The organism is Pseudomonas cyclaminis (genome assembly GCF_015163715.1).
GTDB classification, from domain to species: domain Bacteria; phylum Pseudomonadota; class Gammaproteobacteria; order Pseudomonadales; family Pseudomonadaceae; genus Aquipseudomonas; species Aquipseudomonas cyclaminis.
Map to the genome: position 1 here is coordinate 1 of NZ_JADDUM010000259.1, position 15,304 is coordinate 15,304.

Below are 15,304 nucleotides of genomic sequence, written 5' to 3' on the forward strand. Positions count from 1 at the left end.
CCCGCTCACCACAAAAGCCCGCTCACCACAGGGGTTGTAGGTCAACCTTTAAGCTCATTGGGGCTGCGAACGGTGGGGTCACGTCCACCAGTAGCGCACCAGGTGGAAGAAGATCGGCGCGGCGAAGCACACCGAATCCAACCGATCCAGCATCCCGCCGTGGCCTTCGATCATGTGACCCCAGTCCTTCACGCCCCGGTCGCGCTTGATCGCCGACATGACGATGCCGCCGGCAAAGCCCAGAAGGTTGATCAACAGCGCAATCAGGAACGACTGCCACGGGTTGAACGGCGTAGTCCACCACAGCGCTGCGCCGATCAGGGAGGACAGCAGGATCCCGCCGACAAAGCCTTCCACGGTTTTAGAGGGCGACAGGTTGGGCGCGATCTTGTGTTTGCCGAACAATTTCCCACACACGTACTGGAGCACGTCCGACAGCTGCACCACGATCACCAGGTAGGCGATCAGCAGCAGGTTGCGGCCTTCGTAGCCGGGGATGTCCAGCGTCAGCAACGCCGGGACGAAGGACACGCAGAACACCGCGATCATCAGGCCCCATTGCACTTTCGAGGCACGTTCCAGGAAGTGTGTGGTATCGCCGCCCAGCGAGGCGAGGATCGGCAGCAGCAAAAACACGTAAACCGGGATGAAGATCGAGAACAGCCCGTACCAGTCCGAATAAATCAGCAGGTATTGCAGTGGCAGCGCCAGGTAAAACGCCGCCACCAGGGCCGGGTAGTCGCTGCGCCGGGTCGGGGTGAGGGTTAGGAATTCGCGCAGGGCGTAGAACGACACCGCGTAGAACAGCAGGATCACCGCGCCGGTGCCGAGCCAGAAGGCGATGCCGATCACCACCACCATCACCCACCAGGCGTTGATGCGGGCATTGAGGTTGTCGATCACCGCGTTTGGCGTGCCACGGGTGCGCAGTTTGAGGATCAGGCCGATCAGCGAGGCGAGCACCAGGATCGCGCCGATCCCGCCGAATAACATCAGGGTTTGGCTATCCATGTCAGACATGCTCCGGGGCGAGGGCGAGCAAGGCGTCGCGGGTGCGGGCCAGGAACAGCGCCTTGTCTTCACCGTCCTCCAATTGCAGTGGTGCACCAAAGCTGGTGGTGCATAACAACGGCAGCGGCAAGACGCGCCCCTTGGGCATGACCCGGTTGAGGTTAGCGATCCACACCGGGATCAATTCGGCCTGTGGGTAACTTTTTGCCAGGTGGTACAGCCCGCTTTTGAACGGCAGCAAACCGTCCTCCGGATTGCGCGTGCCTTCGGGGAAGATGATCAGCGAATCGCCGCCTTCCAGGGCGGCGAGCATCGGCTGCAACGGGTTATCCACAGGCTCTTTGCGTTCGCGGTCGATCAGCACGCCGTTGAACACCCGGTTGATGATGTAGCGACGCAGCGCGCTTTTATTCCAGTAATCGCTGCCGGCCACCGGGCGCGTGAATTTGCGCAGGTTTTGCGGCAGCGAGGCCCACAACAGCACGAAGTCGCCGTGGCTGCTGTGGTTGGCGAAATAGATGCGTTGCACCGGCACCGGCGCGCATCCCAACCACAGGCTGCGGGCCCCGGTGACAGTGCGGGCCATGGAGGTAATCAGCGTGGCGACCACGGGTTCGAACATGAGGATTCCTTATCCGGCGAAAGGCAGCCAAGGGCTGGCGAGGATCACGCCCAGGGTCAGCAGCGCTTGCGCGCCCAGCAGCCAGGCTTGTTTGCGCAACAGTTTGAGGGCGCCGCGACGGCGCTCGGTCCAAGGTCGGCCGGCACGTTTGGGCGATTGCAGGCCGAGGGTTTGCAGGGCCTGATCGAGATCGGCGGTGCGCTCGGTATCACGGGCCAGCAAAGCGAACAGGTCGGCGTCGAAGGCCACGCGCAGCGCCCAGTACTTCTGCAACAGCCCGAGGATAATCATCCACAGGCTGAGCAACAGGCAGATCGGCGTAACACTCGGCATCAGCAACTGCGCCAGGCCGAACAACACACCGGCCACGGTCAGGCCTGTGGATAACTGATCCAGCGAGCGGCCACGACGCAGCAGGCTGGCGACGACCTGGAGTTCCATATCAGCGGGCATGGGGCAAACCCTCCAACGCTTCACGGTGAGCGGGGTGCAGGACCACATCGGCCCGCGCTGTACGAATAATAGTCAGCGCTGCGTCCACCGTCGTGGCTCGCCCACTGTGCAACAGCCAGGCGGCGACGGCGGTGGCGCTGCGTGAGTAACCGAGGGCGCAGCACACCAACAGCGGGCCCTGTGCACGCAGGCGTTCGATAGCTTCAGCCGCTTGCACGCACTCGACGGGTGTCGGTGCGATCAGGTCCAGCACGGGAATGCATTGATAGGCGCGGCCCTGTGGATTAATCGGCAATTCTGCGCACAGATCGACAATGGCGTTGAATGAATCCTGCTCCTTTGCCGTAGGGATGCGCCCCAGCCAAACGTTATCCACAACCCGGTCGGGCTGTGGATGTTTACGTGTCCACAGCCGGGAGTTGATCCAGGCGCCCGCCAGATAGGGCGCATACAACCAGCGAGCGGCGGGTGTGAGCCGGCCATCGGCGCGCTTCTGGAAACCCGCAGCCCCCAGCACTAAATAGTTCGCCTTGATCAGCCCCAGGGAAACCGCTGGCCACAGCAGCCACAGCCACCATCCGCCCAAGCTGAATGCCAGGATGATCAAGGCCAGCGCGCCCAGGCCGTAACGCACGCCCAGCCGCCAGCGCTTCGCATCTCGGGCAACTCGCGCATTCAGCAGCGGGCTCGGATGTTCCAGCGGCCACAACCACACGCACACCCAGCCGGCGAGGGCGCCTGTGGGTAAGTCGATAAAGTGATGTTGATAAGTGGTCAGCACCGAAATCCCGATGAGCGCGAACCAGCCATGCACCAGCCAGCGCCAGAAACCTTGGGTATGACGTTGGAACATGACCCACAAGATCACCAGCAGCGCGATATGCAGCGACGGTGCCTGGTTGAACGGCTTGTCGAAGCCCGCCAGCACCGCAAACAGCCAGCCAAATACGCCATCCAGCTCCGGCCGTTCGAAGGTGAAACGCAGCGGCCAGATCAGGAAACAGCTCACCGCAATCACCTGGGCACTCAGCAGGCGCAGCGCATGTTGCTTGAGTTCGTGGCGGGTGTTGGGCAGCAGCAGCGAGAAACCATACAGCAGGTCGATGGACCAGTAAGGCACGATGGTCCAGGCCCAGAACGGCATATGGGTTTCCCAGCCGAACACCAGCGTGCCCACGTCGCTGCGCTGGCTGGTGATCCACGTGGCAAAGCCGTAGGTGCTGAAAAACAGCGGCGCCAACAGCAGCAGCCACAGCACTGCGGGTTTCAACAAACCGGGTTCGCGCATGTTCAGATCTTCTGTGCCAGGGACACGGTAAAGATGCCCCACTCATCCACACGCTGGGTGATCTTGCGGAAACCTGCGGCCTCCACCAGTTGATCCATTTCTGCCTGGCTGCGACGGCGCATCACCCAGGCCTGACCTTGGCGGTGGCTGGTCAATGCGCGGGCGATCAGTTCCAGTTGCGGGTGCCACGGCTGGCCGGTGTACACCAGGTAACCACCGGGTTCGACGGCTTCGGCAAGGCCGGCCAGGGAACCGCCGACCATGGCGTTATCGGCAAACAATTCATACAGCCCGGACACCACCGCCAAGGTCGGCTTGGGGTCCAGAGCGGCCAGATCGGTGCGGTCGAACGCATCGCCTTTGACGAATTGCGCGATGTCTCCCAGGCCTTTCTCGCGGATAAGTGCGCCACCGTCGCGCACGTTGATGTCACTGTAGTCGCGCAGCAGGATCGATTCCGGCAGCGGCGACACGCCCTGCAAGGCTTCCAGGATGTAACGCCCGTGGCCGGCGGCGATATCGACGATACGCACTTGGCGATCATCCCCACGCAGCTTGGCCATGGCCAGGCGCAGCAGTTCCTCGACGTTGAGCTTGCGCTGGCGGATGCCGCGCCAGCCGATGGAATTGAGGTAATTGGTGTCGATCATCCGCCCCAGGCCGCCCTTGCCGGTAGGCGTGTTGCGGTAAACGTAGTCCAGGGTGCTGCCGGAGTCGAAACCGGTGTCGAAGCCCAGTTTCACCCCATCCGACAGGTTCTTGCCCAGGCCCATGCTGGCGCGGGTCATGCGCCAGTACAGGTCGCGCAGGGAATTGTGCGGCAGCGGCGCGGCGAGGGATTCGGACTCGGCGCAGGTGGCGCCGAGTTTATCGGCGTCGAGCAGGGAGGCGCGGTCCAGCGGGTGTGCAAAGTTTTGCAGGATAAAGCGCCGGGCGCTGCTCACTGCTACGGCGCGGTCACGTTCACCAAGGGTGTCGTGGAAAAAGCCGGGGAGGATGTGCAGCTCTTTTTTCAGGCTGCCGAGGCGGTCGAAAAATTGTTGTTGGGGTTTGCGATGCACCACGAAGTCGGAGCCGGAGATGAGCAGTTGAGTCGGCACCTGGATCGCCTGGGCATCGGCTACAACCCGGTCGGCCGCTTCGTACAGGCCCAGCAGAACATTCACCGAGATGGCCTTGGTGATCAGCGGATCGCTGTCGTAGGACGCCACCCGCTCCGGGTCATGGCTGAGGAACTTGGCCTTGACGTAACTGTTGACGAAGAAATTGCCGCGAAACTTGCGCATCAGCGCCAGCCCCGGACGCGCGAACGGCACGTACAGCTTGACCTTGAACGCTGGCGAGGCGAGCACCAGAGCGCGGATTTTCGGCGCGTAATCGTGGACCCAAGTGGCCGCGATCACCGCGCCGACGCTTTGGGCGATCACCGCGAAATTCTCTTCTTGGATGCCGTAAGTGGCGCCGATATGGTCGCAGAAGGTCTGCACGTCGCGGGCGCTGGTGGCGAAGCTGGGGCTGTCGCCACGCTCGCCGGGGGATTGGCCGTGGCCGCGGGCGTCCCAGGCGAAGAAGTCGAATTGAGGCAGGTTCAGCTCATCGACCAGATGGGCGATGCGCCCCGAATGCTCGTGGCCGCGATGGAACAGCACGATCGCCTGGCGTGGCGCGCTATCCGCAGGGGAAGTGGCCGGCCAGTGTCGGTAAAAAAGCTCGACGCCATCATGGGTGCTGAAAGTGTGTGCTTGCTGTTCGCGCATCGCAAAATCCTTATGCAGAAGGGGAAGGGGTTTCTTTCAGGCCTTGGCGTACGCGGTTGACCAGGGTGTAGGCGAGCAGGGCGGCGACCAGCCACATCACCGTGTCGACCCAACCCGCGCCGAGCCAGCCCAGTGCTACACCGGTGGCCAGCACGCCGAGTACAAAGGCCCGATCACTCTTGCCCATCGGCCCGTCGTAGCGCCGCGATGCACCGACCATCGGCCCGAGCACACCGGCGTATTCGCTGAACACCGCGAGCAAGGCCACCAGCAGCACTGGCGCCAGGCTCACGCCGGGGATCAGCGCAAAGGGCAGGATCAGCGCGCTGTCGGCAATCACGTCGCACAGTTCGTTGAGGTAGGCGCCCAAGCGCGACTGTTGGCCGAACTCACGGGCGAGCATGCCGTCGATGGCATTGAGGGCCATGCGCGCAATCATCCACAGCGGGATCAGCGCAAACAGCCACAGATGGTGGGCGAAGCTGGCGATCAGCAGGCCCACCAGCAGGGAAATCACCCCGGCCAGCACGGTGATCTGGTTGGCGGTGGTGCCGTTGTCGTAGAGGCGCTGCACGAGGGGGCGCAGCAGGTTTTGAAAACGCGGTTTGAGCTGATAGATCGAAATCATGGGGAGTGACGCTTCCTTGTCCGTGAGCCCGCGAAAAACTGGTTTGGAGTGTGCCGATTAATCACGTTGTTCACCAGTGATGGCGCGTGTTTATGGGGGTTTAGTCACGATCTGGAGAGCACTGAGGGACAAATGTGGGAGGGGGCGTGCCCGCGATGGCAGTCTGTCAGTTGATGTATGTGCCGACTGATCCACCGCTATCGGGGGCAAGCCCCCTCCCACAGGGGATGTGTGTTGTATTCAAAAGCGGTGTTTATCGAACAAAAATTTCACGCCGCGTGTTATATCGTAACGAATTGTGTACAAGCGGGCGTGTTGGGATGCAAGTGGATCTAGAAGCTGACGGCGCTTCGGTTGAAGGCCTGCCGCGTTTTCAGCAGGGGCTGTTCCATGCCCGTCGGTTGCGCCAGGCCGGTATCGGCCTGACGGTACTGGCCGTAGGCGGTTGGGTGCTGGCGTTGTTTGTTGCGCTGTTTGCGCCGGTGTCGATCTGGCCGGTGGTGCTGATCAACTGCGCCTCGGCGTTGCTGGTGCTGGTGGCCTGTTTGCAGTCGGCGTGGTGGGTGGCCGATTGGCGTGCCCAGGCGCTTGAAGCGCCGACGGTTGAATTGAAGCAGGAAGAAACCGGTCGCTATGCACGCCTCGCAGGGCGCTTGGTCGGACAGATCGGCACGCCCGTGCTCTGGCTCGCGGGTTGGTCGCTGCTGGCGCTGGTCAGCATCGTCGAGTTCTGGAACCTGGCGTTGCCGGCTGCGGCTGTGGGCCAGTCCGCCAGCATCGGCGCCGCGCTGGCGTTGGCCCTGGCGTTTGGCTTGCTGGTGTTCGAACGACGCCTGGCCCAGGAAACCGCCGCGCAATGGCCGGAAGCTTCGCAGCTGGCGCAGGTGAGCCGGGTGGCGATCAGTTGCCTGGTGGTCAGCGCGATTTGCCTGCTGTTTGCCGGCGCCGAGTCTGTATGGCCGTTGCGCCTGGCGGTGTTGATGGGGCTGCTGCCGGCGCTGGTGGCGGTGGAGTTTCTGTTCAGAGGCGCGTTGTCACTGTTCAGCCCACGCCAACCGCACCTCGAACCGCGTCTGATGGCGCAAAGTTTTATCGCCGGATTGCTGCGCTGGCCGCCACAACCTTTGCTGGCGTTGCAGCACGAATTGCACAACCGCTTCGGCATCGACCTGCGGCAAATCTGGGCCTTTACCTACATGCGCCGCGCATTTTGGCCGGTGCTGCTGGTGGTGCTGGCGGTCGGCTGGGCGCTGACCGGCGTGCACGAAGTGCCCCTGCAAGGCCGTGGGATTTATGAGCGATTCGGCAAACCGGTGCAGGTCTTCGGCCCTGGCCTGCATGCCGGGCTGCCGTGGCCATTGGGCCGCGTCATCAAGGTGGAAAACGGCGTGGTGCATGAACTGGCCACCAGCGTCAGCGAAGCCGCCTCGCCCGAACTGGCCCCGGCGGAAGGCCCGGCGCCGTTGATTGCCAATCGCTTGTGGGACGCCAGCCATGTGAACGACAAATCCCAGGTCATCGCCAGCAGCAGCGGCGACAAACAGGGCTTCCAGATCGTCAATATGGACGTGCGCTTCGTCTACCGCATCGGCCTGACCGACGAGGCCGCGCTGGCCGCCACCTATAACAGCGCGGACGTGCCGACCCTGATCCGCAGCACCGCCAGCCGCATCCTCGTGCACGATTTTGCTTCGCGCACCCTCGACGAATTGCTCGGCGAGCAACGCACCAGCCTGGCTGACGAAGTGGGCCGCGCCGTGCAGGCGGATCTGCACGCACTCCACAGTGGTGTGGAAATCCTCGCCACCGTGGTCGAAGCCATCCACCCACCGGCCGTGCCGCCAATGCCTATCACGGCGTGCAAGCCGCGCAGATCGGCGCCCAGGCCCTGATCTCCCGCGAACGTGGCGCGGCCAGCGAGCAGACCAACCAAGCCCTGCTGCAAGCCAGCACCGCCCGCGATCAAGCCACGGCCACTGCCCATGAAGTGATTGCCGGCGCCCAGGCGGCCAACCTGCGTTTCACCGCCGAACAAAAGGCCTACGCCAGCGTCGGCCAAGCCTTCGTGCTGGAACAGTACCTCGGCCAACTCAGCCAAGGCCTGGCCCACGCCAAGCTGCTGATTCTGGATCATCGCCTGGGCGCCGATGGCGCACCGACGATCGATCTGCGTTCTTTTACCTTGCCGGCCGATCCGTCGCTGCCGCGTAACGCCGTTCAATAAGGAGTCTGTCTGTTGAGCGCTCATTCTCACGATCACGATCACGGTCATCACCATCATCACGGCCACCACCACCACGGTGACGTGCACGCTGCTGGCCCCTTCCCTTGGCGGCGCATGGCCTGGGCCGCGTTGCTGGTGTTGTTTGCGGTCGCAGCGGCCAGCCTGGTGCAAGTGCGTTCCGGCGAAGCCACGGTGATCACGCGGTTCGGCAACCCATCGCGGGTGCTGCTGGAGCCGGGCCTGGGCTGGCGCTGGCCGGCGCCGTTCGAAGCGGCGATCCCGGTGGACCTGCGCCTGCGCACGACCTCCAGCGGCTTGCAGGACGTGGGCACCCGCGACGGCCTGCGCATCATCGTGCAGGCCTATGTAGCGTGGCAGGTGCAAGGCGATGCCGACAACGTGCAGCGCTTTATGCGTGCAGTACAAAATCAGCCGGATGAGGCGGCGCGGCAGATTCGCACCTTCGTCGGCTCGGCGCTGGAAACCACGGCGGCCAGTTTTGACCTGTCCAGCCTGATCAACACCGACGCCAGCCAAGTGCGCATCGCCGATTTCGAAGCGCAATTGCGCCAGCAGATTGATCAACAATTGCTCACCACCTACGGCGTGCGCGTGGCCCAGGTTGGCATCGAACGCCTGACCTTGCCGTCGGTGACCCTTACCGCCACCGTCGACCGCATGCGTGCCGAGCGCGAAACCATCGCCACCGAACGCACCGCCGTGGGCAAGCGCGAAGCAGCGCAGATCCGCTCCGCCGCCGAGCGCGACGCGCGCATTGTGCAGGCTGACGCCACAGTGAAAGCCGCCGATATCGAAGCGCAATCGCGAGTCGAGGCTGCGCAGATTTACGGGCGGGCCTACGCCGGTAATCCCCAGCTGTACAACTTGCTGCGCTCGCTGGATACACTGGGCACCGTGGTGACGCCGGGCACCAAGATCATCCTGCGCACCGACGCCGCGCCGTTTCGCGCACTGGTGGACGGGCCGAAGGACGTCCAGCCATGACCGAGCGTGACAGCCCGGACAGCCCGTGGATCCAGGCCGGGCGCCTGACCTTCATGGCTCTGTACGCGGTGACCGTGTTGGCGGCGTTGGCCTGGGCGTTTTCCAACGTGCGCCAGATCGACCCGCAAAACCGCGCCGTGGTGCTGCACTTCGGCGCCCTCGACCGCATTCAGAATGCTGGCTTGCTGTTGGCCTGGCCGCAGCCCTTTGAGCAAGTGGTGTTGTTGCCGGCTGCCGACCGCGTGATCGAGCGGCGGGTGGAAAACCTGCTGCGTTCGGAGGCCGCGGTGCAGGCTGAACGCGTGGCCAGTTTCGCCACGCCGCTGAGCGATGCCCTGGCCGGTTCCGGTTACCTGCTGACCGGCGATGCCGGCGTGGTGCAGCTGGATGTGCGGGTGTTCTACAAGGTCACCGAACCGTATTCCTTTGTGTTGCAGGGCGAGCATGTGTTGCCGGCCCTGGATCGGCTGGTCACGCGCAGCGCCGTGGCCCTGACGGCGGCCCGGGATCTGGACACGATTTTGGTGGCGCGTCCGGAACTGATCGGCACTGACAATAGCGCCGCCGAACGGCGTGAGCGCTTGCGCGGTGACCTGGTGCAAGGCATCAATAAACGGCTGTCGGAGTTGACCTCCAGCGGCCTGGGCCTGGGCATCGAAGTCACTCGCGTTGATGTGCAGTCGAGCCTGCCGAGCCCGGCGGTGAATGCGTTCAATGCGGTGCTGACGGCCAGTCAGCAAGCCGATAAAGCGGTGGCCAATGCGCGCACCGAAGCCGAAAAACTCACCCAAACCGCCAATCAGCAAGCGGATCGTGTGGTGCAGGTTGCCCACGCCCAGGCCAGCGAGCGCCTGGCCAGTGCCAAGGCGCAAACCGCCACGGTCGCCAGCCTCGCCCAGGTCAAAGACCCGGGTTTGCTGCTGCGGCTGTACCGCGAGCGCCTGCCGAAAATTCTCGGCCAGGCGGGTTCCGTGACCACGGTCGACCCTAAAGACGACTCCCGCTTGATCATCCAGGGAGCCGAGCAATGAGCGCACCTATGTTGACCTCCGCCGAGCAGCGCAGCGCTGCCCGGCAATTGACCCTGGCCATGCTGGCGCTGGGCTTGCTCGTACTGGGCCTGGTGTGGCGCTGGCTCGCACCGGACCAGACCGGCGTCAGTCAGCTGCTGCTGGGCGTGGCATCGCTGCTGGTGGCCGTGCCGGTGATGCGTTCAGCGTGGTACAGCCTGCGGTTCCCCAGCTTGCATGGGATCACCGATCAACTTATCGCCTTGGCCATGCTCGGCGCCTGGGCCACCGGCGATCTGCTGACGGCGGCGTTGCTGCCGATCATTATGATCTTCGGCCATGTGCTGGAAGAGCGCAGCGTGATCGGCTCTCAGGAAGCGATCCATGCCTTGGGCAAACTGACCCGCAGCCATGCGCGGTTGGTGCAGGCCGACGGCAGCATCGTCGAGGTGGATAACGGCACGTTGAACACCGGCGATATCGTCGAAGTGCGTGCCGGTGACCGCGTGCCCGCCGACGGTGTGGTGTTGTCCGGCCAGGCGAGCCTGGACACGGCGCCGATCACCGGCGAGTCGGTGCCCTTGGAGGCGAGCGTGGGTGTGCAGGTATTTGGCGGGGCGATCAATCTCGACGGCCTGCTGCGTCTTGAAGTGACGCGCACCGGCAACGAGTCGACCTTGGGCAAGGTCATCGCGCTGATGCAGAACGCCGAGCGGTCCAAGCCACCGATCACGCGGCTGCTGGAGCGCTATGCGGGCAGCTATATGGTGCTGGTGCTGCTGCTGGCGGCGGTCACCTGGTTTGTGACCAACGATGCCCAGGCGATGCTCGCCGTGTTGGTGGCGGCGTGTCCGTGTGCGTTGGTGCTGTCGGCGCCGGCCACGGCGATTGCCGGGATCGCGGTGGCGGCGCGTCATGGGATTCTGATTCGCAGCTCGGCGTTCCTGGAAGAGCTGGCGGACTTGACCTCGCTGGTGGTCGACAAGACCGGCACTCTGACCTACGGCACGCTGAGATTGCAGTCCATCGAGACATCCTCGACCGATCGCCAGGCGCTGCTAAACCTTGCGGCCAGCCTCGGTTCGGCCAGTAGCCACCCGGTCAGCCGCGCGTTGGCGGGGTTGGCGACTCAGGAGCAAATGCTGGCGCTCACGGATATTCGCGAACGCCAGGGCCTGGGCGTCGTGGCACACACAGGGCAGGGCGAAGCGGCCCTTGGGCGACCGGAGTTGTTCGCGCAGTTGGGCATTGCCACCACGGGCGTGCCCAACCATGACGGCCCGATTGCCGGGCTGGCGCTGAACGGGCAGTTTCTCGCCTGGCTGTTGCTGGCCGACAGCGTCAAGCCGGAAGCCCGCCAAGCCTTGCAAGAACTGCGCGAGCTGGGCCTGGGCCGCCAATTGCTGCTGACGGGCGACCGCCAAAGCGTGGCCGACAGCCTGGCCCTGGACGTGGGCATCAGCGATGTCGAAGCCCAGGCGTTGCCCGAGGACAAGCTCAACCGCGTGCTGGGGGAAATCGGCAGCGGCTTCCGGCCGATGGTGGTGGGCGATGGGATCAACGATTCCCTGGCGCTCAAGGCCGGGGTGGTTGGCGTAGCCATGGGGGCGGGCGGGGCGGACATCGCGCTGGCCTCGGCGGACGTGGTGCTGATCGGCAGCGACCTGCGCCGCCTGGGCACCTGTGTGCGCTTGAGTCGCCAGTGCCGGCACACGTTGCAGGTCAATGTGATCATCGGTCTGGGCTGGACGCTGGCAATTGTGGTGTTCGCCGCGTTTGGCTGGCTGGGTGCCGCAGGCGCGATGATCGCGGCCGTGCTGCACAACCTCAGCACGTTGCTGGTGTTGGGAAACGCCGGGCGTTTGCTACGCTTTCACGAGCCACTGTTGAAGCTCGACGAATAATTTTCAGAAATATTTGCACATCGCTGTAACGCCGTCGGGGGGCCTCACTCTAGTGGTGTGTCGAGACTGAGCAATCCGTTCAGACCGACACCACTACCGATCATGAGGACTACAACAATGAACATTAAATCCGCTGCTGCTGGTGCCGCTTTCGCTATGGCCGCCGCCACTATGTTCGCCGGTGTTGCGACCCAGGCACAGGCCGCAGACGCTTCAGTGCATTGCTACGGCGTAACCTCCTGCAAAGGCATGAACGACTGCAAGACCGCTGAAAACGCCTGCAAAGGCCAGGCGGTCTGCAAGGGCCACGGCTTCAAGTCCATGACCAAGGCAGCGTGTGACGCAGCTGGCGGCAAAGTCGGCGAATAACCGGCAACGAGTGCAACCGCAGCGCCAGCCCCTTGCGCTGCGGACACTTTCCCCAGGAGTCAGTCATGTCCGCTTCCCTTCCAAGTCTGGGTTACGGCCTGGGTTTACGCAGTGAGTACTACCAGCAGATCCTTGAACAATCGCCGGCCGTGGATTGGTTCGAAGTGATCTCCGAGAATTATCTGGTGCAGGGCGGTAAAGCCTTGTACTTCCTGGACGCGATAGCCGAGCGCTATCCCTTGGTCATGCACGGCGTGTCCCTGTCCATCGGCGGGCCCCACGCCCTCGATATCGATTACCTGAAACAAATCAAACAGCTCGCCGAGCGCATCCAGCCGGCGTGGGTTTCCGATCATCTGTGCTGGAGCCGCGGCAGTGCGCACCAGTTGCATGACCTGCTGCCGCTGCCTTACACCGAAGAAAGCCTTTATCACGTCGCCAGCCGCGTTCGCCAAGTGCAGGACGTATTGCAGCGCCCATTGGTGCTGGAAAACGTCTCCAGTTATGTGCGCGCCAAGGCGGATGAATTCACCGAGTGGGAATTCCTCAACGCCCTGGCCCATCTGTCGGGCTGCCAGTTGTTGCTGGACGTCAACAATGTGTACGTCAGTTCGCGCAACCATGGCTTCGATGCCTGGACCTTTATCCGCAACTTGCCGCCCGACAGCATTCGCCAGCTGCATCTGGCCGGGCATATGGACTATGGCGACTACGTGGTCGATACCCACGACCACCCGGTGTGTGATCCGGTGTGGGCGCTGTATCAACAGACCCTGGAGCATTTGGGGCCGGTCTCGACATTGTTGGAGCGCGACGACCATTTTCCGCCATTCGAGGAGCTGCTCACCGAGTTGAGCAAAGCCCGCGAACTGGGCGCCACCGCCTTGGCCAGGAGAGCCGTATGCGCCTGACCGATTGGCAGTTGGCCTTCGAACAGTATTTATTAGCCCAGACGCCGGATGCCAACAGTGGCTTCGCCACGACTTTGCTGGGCGGGCCGACGCTGGATGTGGACACGGGCCTGGCGATCTACCACAACGCCTATATCGCACGGTTGCAGGACGTGTTGCGGCATGACTTCAGCGCCATCCTGTATTGGCTGGGGGATGATGAGTTTGCCGCGCTGACCCACGCGTATGTACGCCGTTATCCGTCGGCCCATTACAGCCTGCGTTGGCTCGGCGAGCGATTGCCGGCGTTTATCCACGAGCATCTGGTGGCCGAACAAAGTGCACCGCTGGCGGAGCTGGCCCAGTTGGAGTGGGCCTTCACCCTGGCGTTCGATGCGCTGGAAGGCCAACCGCTGACCCTGAATGATATGGCGCTGCTGCCGCCTGAGGATTGGCCGGGTTTGCAAGTCACCTTGGTGCCGTCCGTGCAACAGCGACTGTGCCACTTCAACAGCGTCGCCATCTGGCGTGCCAGCAAGGATGACGCGGACTTCCCCGACAGCCACAGCTTGGACCTCGCACAGATTTGCCTGGTATGGCGCCATCAGCATGTGTGCCATTACCGCAGCCTGGAGCCCGCAGAGGCCTTTGCGTTGTCCGGTATGGTGACGACCGGTTGGACGTTCGCAGAACTGTGCGAGCAACTGGCAGTCACTTATGCAGAGGGTGCGCCGCTGCAGGCTGTTACATGGCTGAAACAGTGGGTCCAGGACGGTTTGCTCCAACGCCGAGCCCCATAGAAGCGGGCTATCAAATCGATAGCCTCCTACTTTTATTGGGATGGTCTACCCTCATTTCAGACGTCTGAAACAAGGGGGGACCACTCATGCTCGCGCAACTTCCACCGGCCTTACAGAATCTTCAGCTACCGCTGCGTCTGCGACTCTGGGACGGCCATGAATTCAACTTGGGCCCCGAGCCCAGTGTGACCATCGTGGTGAAGGACCCCACGGTCGTCTCGCAACTGACCCATCCCACGCTCGACTCACTGGGCGAAGCCTTCGTCGAGGGCAAACTGGAGCTGGAAGGCTCCATCAGCGAAGTGATCCGGGTGTGTGATGAGCTGAGTCATGCTCTAGTCGAGGATGACGGTGGCAGTCATCCGGTGCGCTCGATCCACGACAAGGCCACCGACGCTGCGGCCATTTCCTACCATTACGACCTGTCCAACGCGTTCTACCAGCTGTGGCTGGATCAGGACATGGCGTACTCCTGCGGTTATTTCGAAACCGGCAGCGAATCCATCGACCAGGCCCAACAAGACAAATTCCGCCACCTGTGCCGCAAGCTGCGCTTGCAGCCGGGCGAGTATTTGCTCGACGTTGGGTGCGGATGGGGCGGGCTGGCGCGTTTTGCGGCGCGGGAATTCGGGGTGAAGGTGTTTGGTATCACCCTGAGCAAGGAGCAGTTGGCATTGGCTCGGGAGCGGGTGAGCGCCGAGGGCCTGGACGACCAGATCGACCTGCAACTGCTGGACTACCGCGACCTGCCCCAGGATGGCCGTTTCGACAAAGTGGTGAGCGTGGGCATGTTCGAACACGTCGGTCACGCCAACCTGGCGCAGTACTGCCAGACCCTGTTCGGTGCCGTGCGTGAAGGCGGCCTGGTGATGAACCATGGCATCACCGCCAAGCACACCGACGGCCGCCCGGTGGGCCGTGGCGCCGGCGAGTTTATCGAGCGCTATGTGTTTCCCAACGGTGAGCTGCCACACCTGGCGATGATGACCGCCGAGATCAGCGAAGTCGGGCTGGAAGTGGTCGACGTCGAAAGCCTGCGCCTGCATTACGCCCGCACTCTGGACCACTGGAGCGAGCGCCTGGAAGACAACCTGGAGGCGGCGGCGAAGATGGTGCCGGAGCAGGCATTGCGTATCTGGCGGTTGTACTTGGCCGGTTGTGCCTATGCGTTTGCGCGGGGTTGGATCAACCTGCACCAGATCCTGGCGGTCAAGCCCCATGCCGATGGCAGCCATGAACTGCCGTGGACGCGGGAGGATCTGTACCGCTGAGTGGGAGGGGGCTTGCCCCCCGATTGCGGTGTATCAGTCATGTATGTTGCGACTGACACTCTGCAATCGGGG

At 63.2% G+C, this 15,304-nt stretch carries 13 protein-coding genes and 1 pseudogene; 8 read left to right on the forward strand and 6 right to left on the reverse strand.

Features of this window, described 5'->3' with window-relative positions; translation table 11 throughout:
- Positions 1-78: 78 nt before the first annotated feature.
- The 6 genes from IQK56_RS26980 to IQK56_RS27005 are packed head-to-tail and all read right to left on the reverse strand — an operon-like array spanning position 79 to position 5,759.
- Positions 79-1,011, reverse strand: coding sequence for a phosphatidate cytidylyltransferase (locus IQK56_RS26980; protein ID WP_032885177.1), 933 nt, complete (start codon positions 1,009-1,011; stop codon positions 79-81).
- Position 1,012: 1 nt separating this feature from the next.
- On the reverse strand, positions 1,013-1,633 hold the full coding sequence (locus IQK56_RS26985) for a lysophospholipid acyltransferase family protein (RefSeq protein WP_099586110.1): 621 nt from the start codon (positions 1,631-1,633) through the stop codon (positions 1,013-1,015).
- A 9-nt stretch (positions 1,634-1,642) separates the two neighbouring features.
- Positions 1,643-2,086 (reverse strand): hypothetical protein, encoded by a 444-nt coding sequence (locus tag IQK56_RS26990; RefSeq protein WP_122306941.1) that lies wholly within the window; start codon positions 2,084-2,086, stop codon positions 1,643-1,645.
- On the reverse strand, positions 2,076-3,374 hold the full coding sequence (locus IQK56_RS26995; RefSeq protein WP_193901888.1) for a phosphatase PAP2/dual specificity phosphatase family protein: 1,299 nt from the start codon (positions 3,372-3,374) through the stop codon (positions 2,076-2,078). The genes IQK56_RS26990 and IQK56_RS26995 overlap by 11 nt, the downstream gene beginning before the upstream one ends.
- Positions 3,375-3,376: 2 nt before the next feature.
- Complete coding sequence (locus IQK56_RS27000; RefSeq protein ID WP_193862165.1) at positions 3,377-5,131, reverse strand: bifunctional alpha/beta hydrolase/class I SAM-dependent methyltransferase; 1,755 nt, start codon at positions 5,129-5,131, stop codon at positions 3,377-3,379.
- Between the two features lie 10 nt (positions 5,132-5,141).
- A complete protein-coding gene (locus IQK56_RS27005) occupies positions 5,142-5,759 on the reverse strand; it encodes a CDP-alcohol phosphatidyltransferase family protein (protein WP_099586106.1) in 618 nt (205 codons plus the stop codon).
- Between the two features lie 320 nt (positions 5,760-6,079).
- On the opposite strand from IQK56_RS27005, the pseudogene hflK (IQK56_RS27010) reads away from it, so the two are divergent.
- The 8 genes and pseudogenes from hflK (IQK56_RS27010) (at position 6,080) to cfaB (ending at position 15,232) form a co-directional block, all read left to right on the forward strand.
- Positions 6,080-7,983: pseudogene (gene hflK / locus IQK56_RS27010) on the forward strand (protease modulator HflK).
- A 9-nt stretch (positions 7,984-7,992) separates the two neighbouring features.
- On the forward strand, positions 7,993-8,988 hold the full coding sequence (gene hflC / locus IQK56_RS27015; RefSeq protein WP_425274541.1) for a protease modulator HflC: 996 nt from the start codon (positions 7,993-7,995) through the stop codon (positions 8,986-8,988).
- The gene (hflK, locus tag IQK56_RS27020) at positions 8,985-10,019 is read left to right on the forward strand and encodes a protease modulator HflK (protein ID WP_150674546.1); all 1,035 of its coding nucleotides are present in this window, start codon (positions 8,985-8,987) and stop codon (positions 10,017-10,019) included. Before hflC ends, hflK (IQK56_RS27020) begins: the two co-directional genes overlap by 4 nt.
- A complete protein-coding gene (locus tag IQK56_RS27025) occupies positions 10,016-11,902 on the forward strand; it encodes a cation-translocating P-type ATPase (protein ID WP_150761851.1) in 1,887 nt (628 codons plus the stop codon). Before hflK (IQK56_RS27020) ends, IQK56_RS27025 begins: the two co-directional genes overlap by 4 nt.
- Before the next feature lie 117 nt (positions 11,903-12,019).
- The gene (gene bufA2, locus IQK56_RS27030) at positions 12,020-12,271 is read left to right on the forward strand and encodes a BufA2 family periplasmic bufferin-type metallophore (RefSeq protein ID WP_122308648.1); all 252 of its coding nucleotides are present in this window, start codon (positions 12,020-12,022) and stop codon (positions 12,269-12,271) included.
- A gap of 65 nt (positions 12,272-12,336) precedes the next feature.
- Positions 12,337-13,182 carry an MNIO family bufferin maturase gene (bufB, locus tag IQK56_RS27035; protein ID WP_122308646.1) on the forward strand — a complete coding sequence of 282 codons (846 nt, stop codon included), beginning with the start codon at positions 12,337-12,339 and terminating at the stop codon, positions 13,180-13,182.
- Positions 13,173-13,961 (forward strand): HvfC/BufC N-terminal domain-containing protein, encoded by a 789-nt coding sequence (locus IQK56_RS27040; RefSeq protein ID WP_150674544.1) that lies wholly within the window; start codon positions 13,173-13,175, stop codon positions 13,959-13,961. The genes bufB and IQK56_RS27040 overlap by 10 nt, the downstream gene beginning before the upstream one ends.
- Before the next feature lie 86 nt (positions 13,962-14,047).
- Positions 14,048-15,232, forward strand: coding sequence for a C17 cyclopropane fatty acid synthase CfaB (gene cfaB / locus IQK56_RS27045; protein WP_099586098.1), 1,185 nt, complete (start codon positions 14,048-14,050; stop codon positions 15,230-15,232).
- Positions 15,233-15,304: the final 72 nt, after the last annotated feature.

Coding starts and splice junctions, on each gene's coding strand:
- IQK56_RS27040 (WP_150674544.1), top strand. CDS start 13,173: ATGCGCCTGACCGATTGGCAGTTGGCCTTCGAACAGTATTTATTAGCC.
- IQK56_RS26985 (WP_099586110.1), bottom strand. CDS start 1,633: ATGTTCGAACCCGTGGTCGCCACGCTGATTACCTCCATGGCCCGCACT.
- IQK56_RS26980 (WP_032885177.1), bottom strand. CDS start 1,011: ATGGATAGCCAAACCCTGATGTTATTCGGCGGGATCGGCGCGATCCTG.
- IQK56_RS26995 (WP_193901888.1), bottom strand. CDS start 3,374: ATGCGCGAACCCGGTTTGTTGAAACCCGCAGTGCTGTGGCTGCTGCTG.
- IQK56_RS27025 (WP_150761851.1), top strand. CDS start 10,016: ATGAGCGCACCTATGTTGACCTCCGCCGAGCAGCGCAGCGCTGCCCGG.
- bufB (WP_122308646.1), top strand. CDS start 12,337: ATGTCCGCTTCCCTTCCAAGTCTGGGTTACGGCCTGGGTTTACGCAGT.
- IQK56_RS26990 (WP_122306941.1), bottom strand. CDS start 2,086: ATGCCCGCTGATATGGAACTCCAGGTCGTCGCCAGCCTGCTGCGTCGT.
- IQK56_RS27005 (WP_099586106.1), bottom strand. CDS start 5,759: ATGATTTCGATCTATCAGCTCAAACCGCGTTTTCAAAACCTGCTGCGC.
- bufA2 (WP_122308648.1), top strand. CDS start 12,020: ATGAACATTAAATCCGCTGCTGCTGGTGCCGCTTTCGCTATGGCCGCC.
- IQK56_RS27000 (WP_193862165.1), bottom strand. CDS start 5,131: ATGCGCGAACAGCAAGCACACACTTTCAGCACCCATGATGGCGTCGAG.
- cfaB (WP_099586098.1), top strand. CDS start 14,048: ATGCTCGCGCAACTTCCACCGGCCTTACAGAATCTTCAGCTACCGCTG.
- hflK (WP_150674546.1), top strand. CDS start 8,985: ATGACCGAGCGTGACAGCCCGGACAGCCCGTGGATCCAGGCCGGGCGC.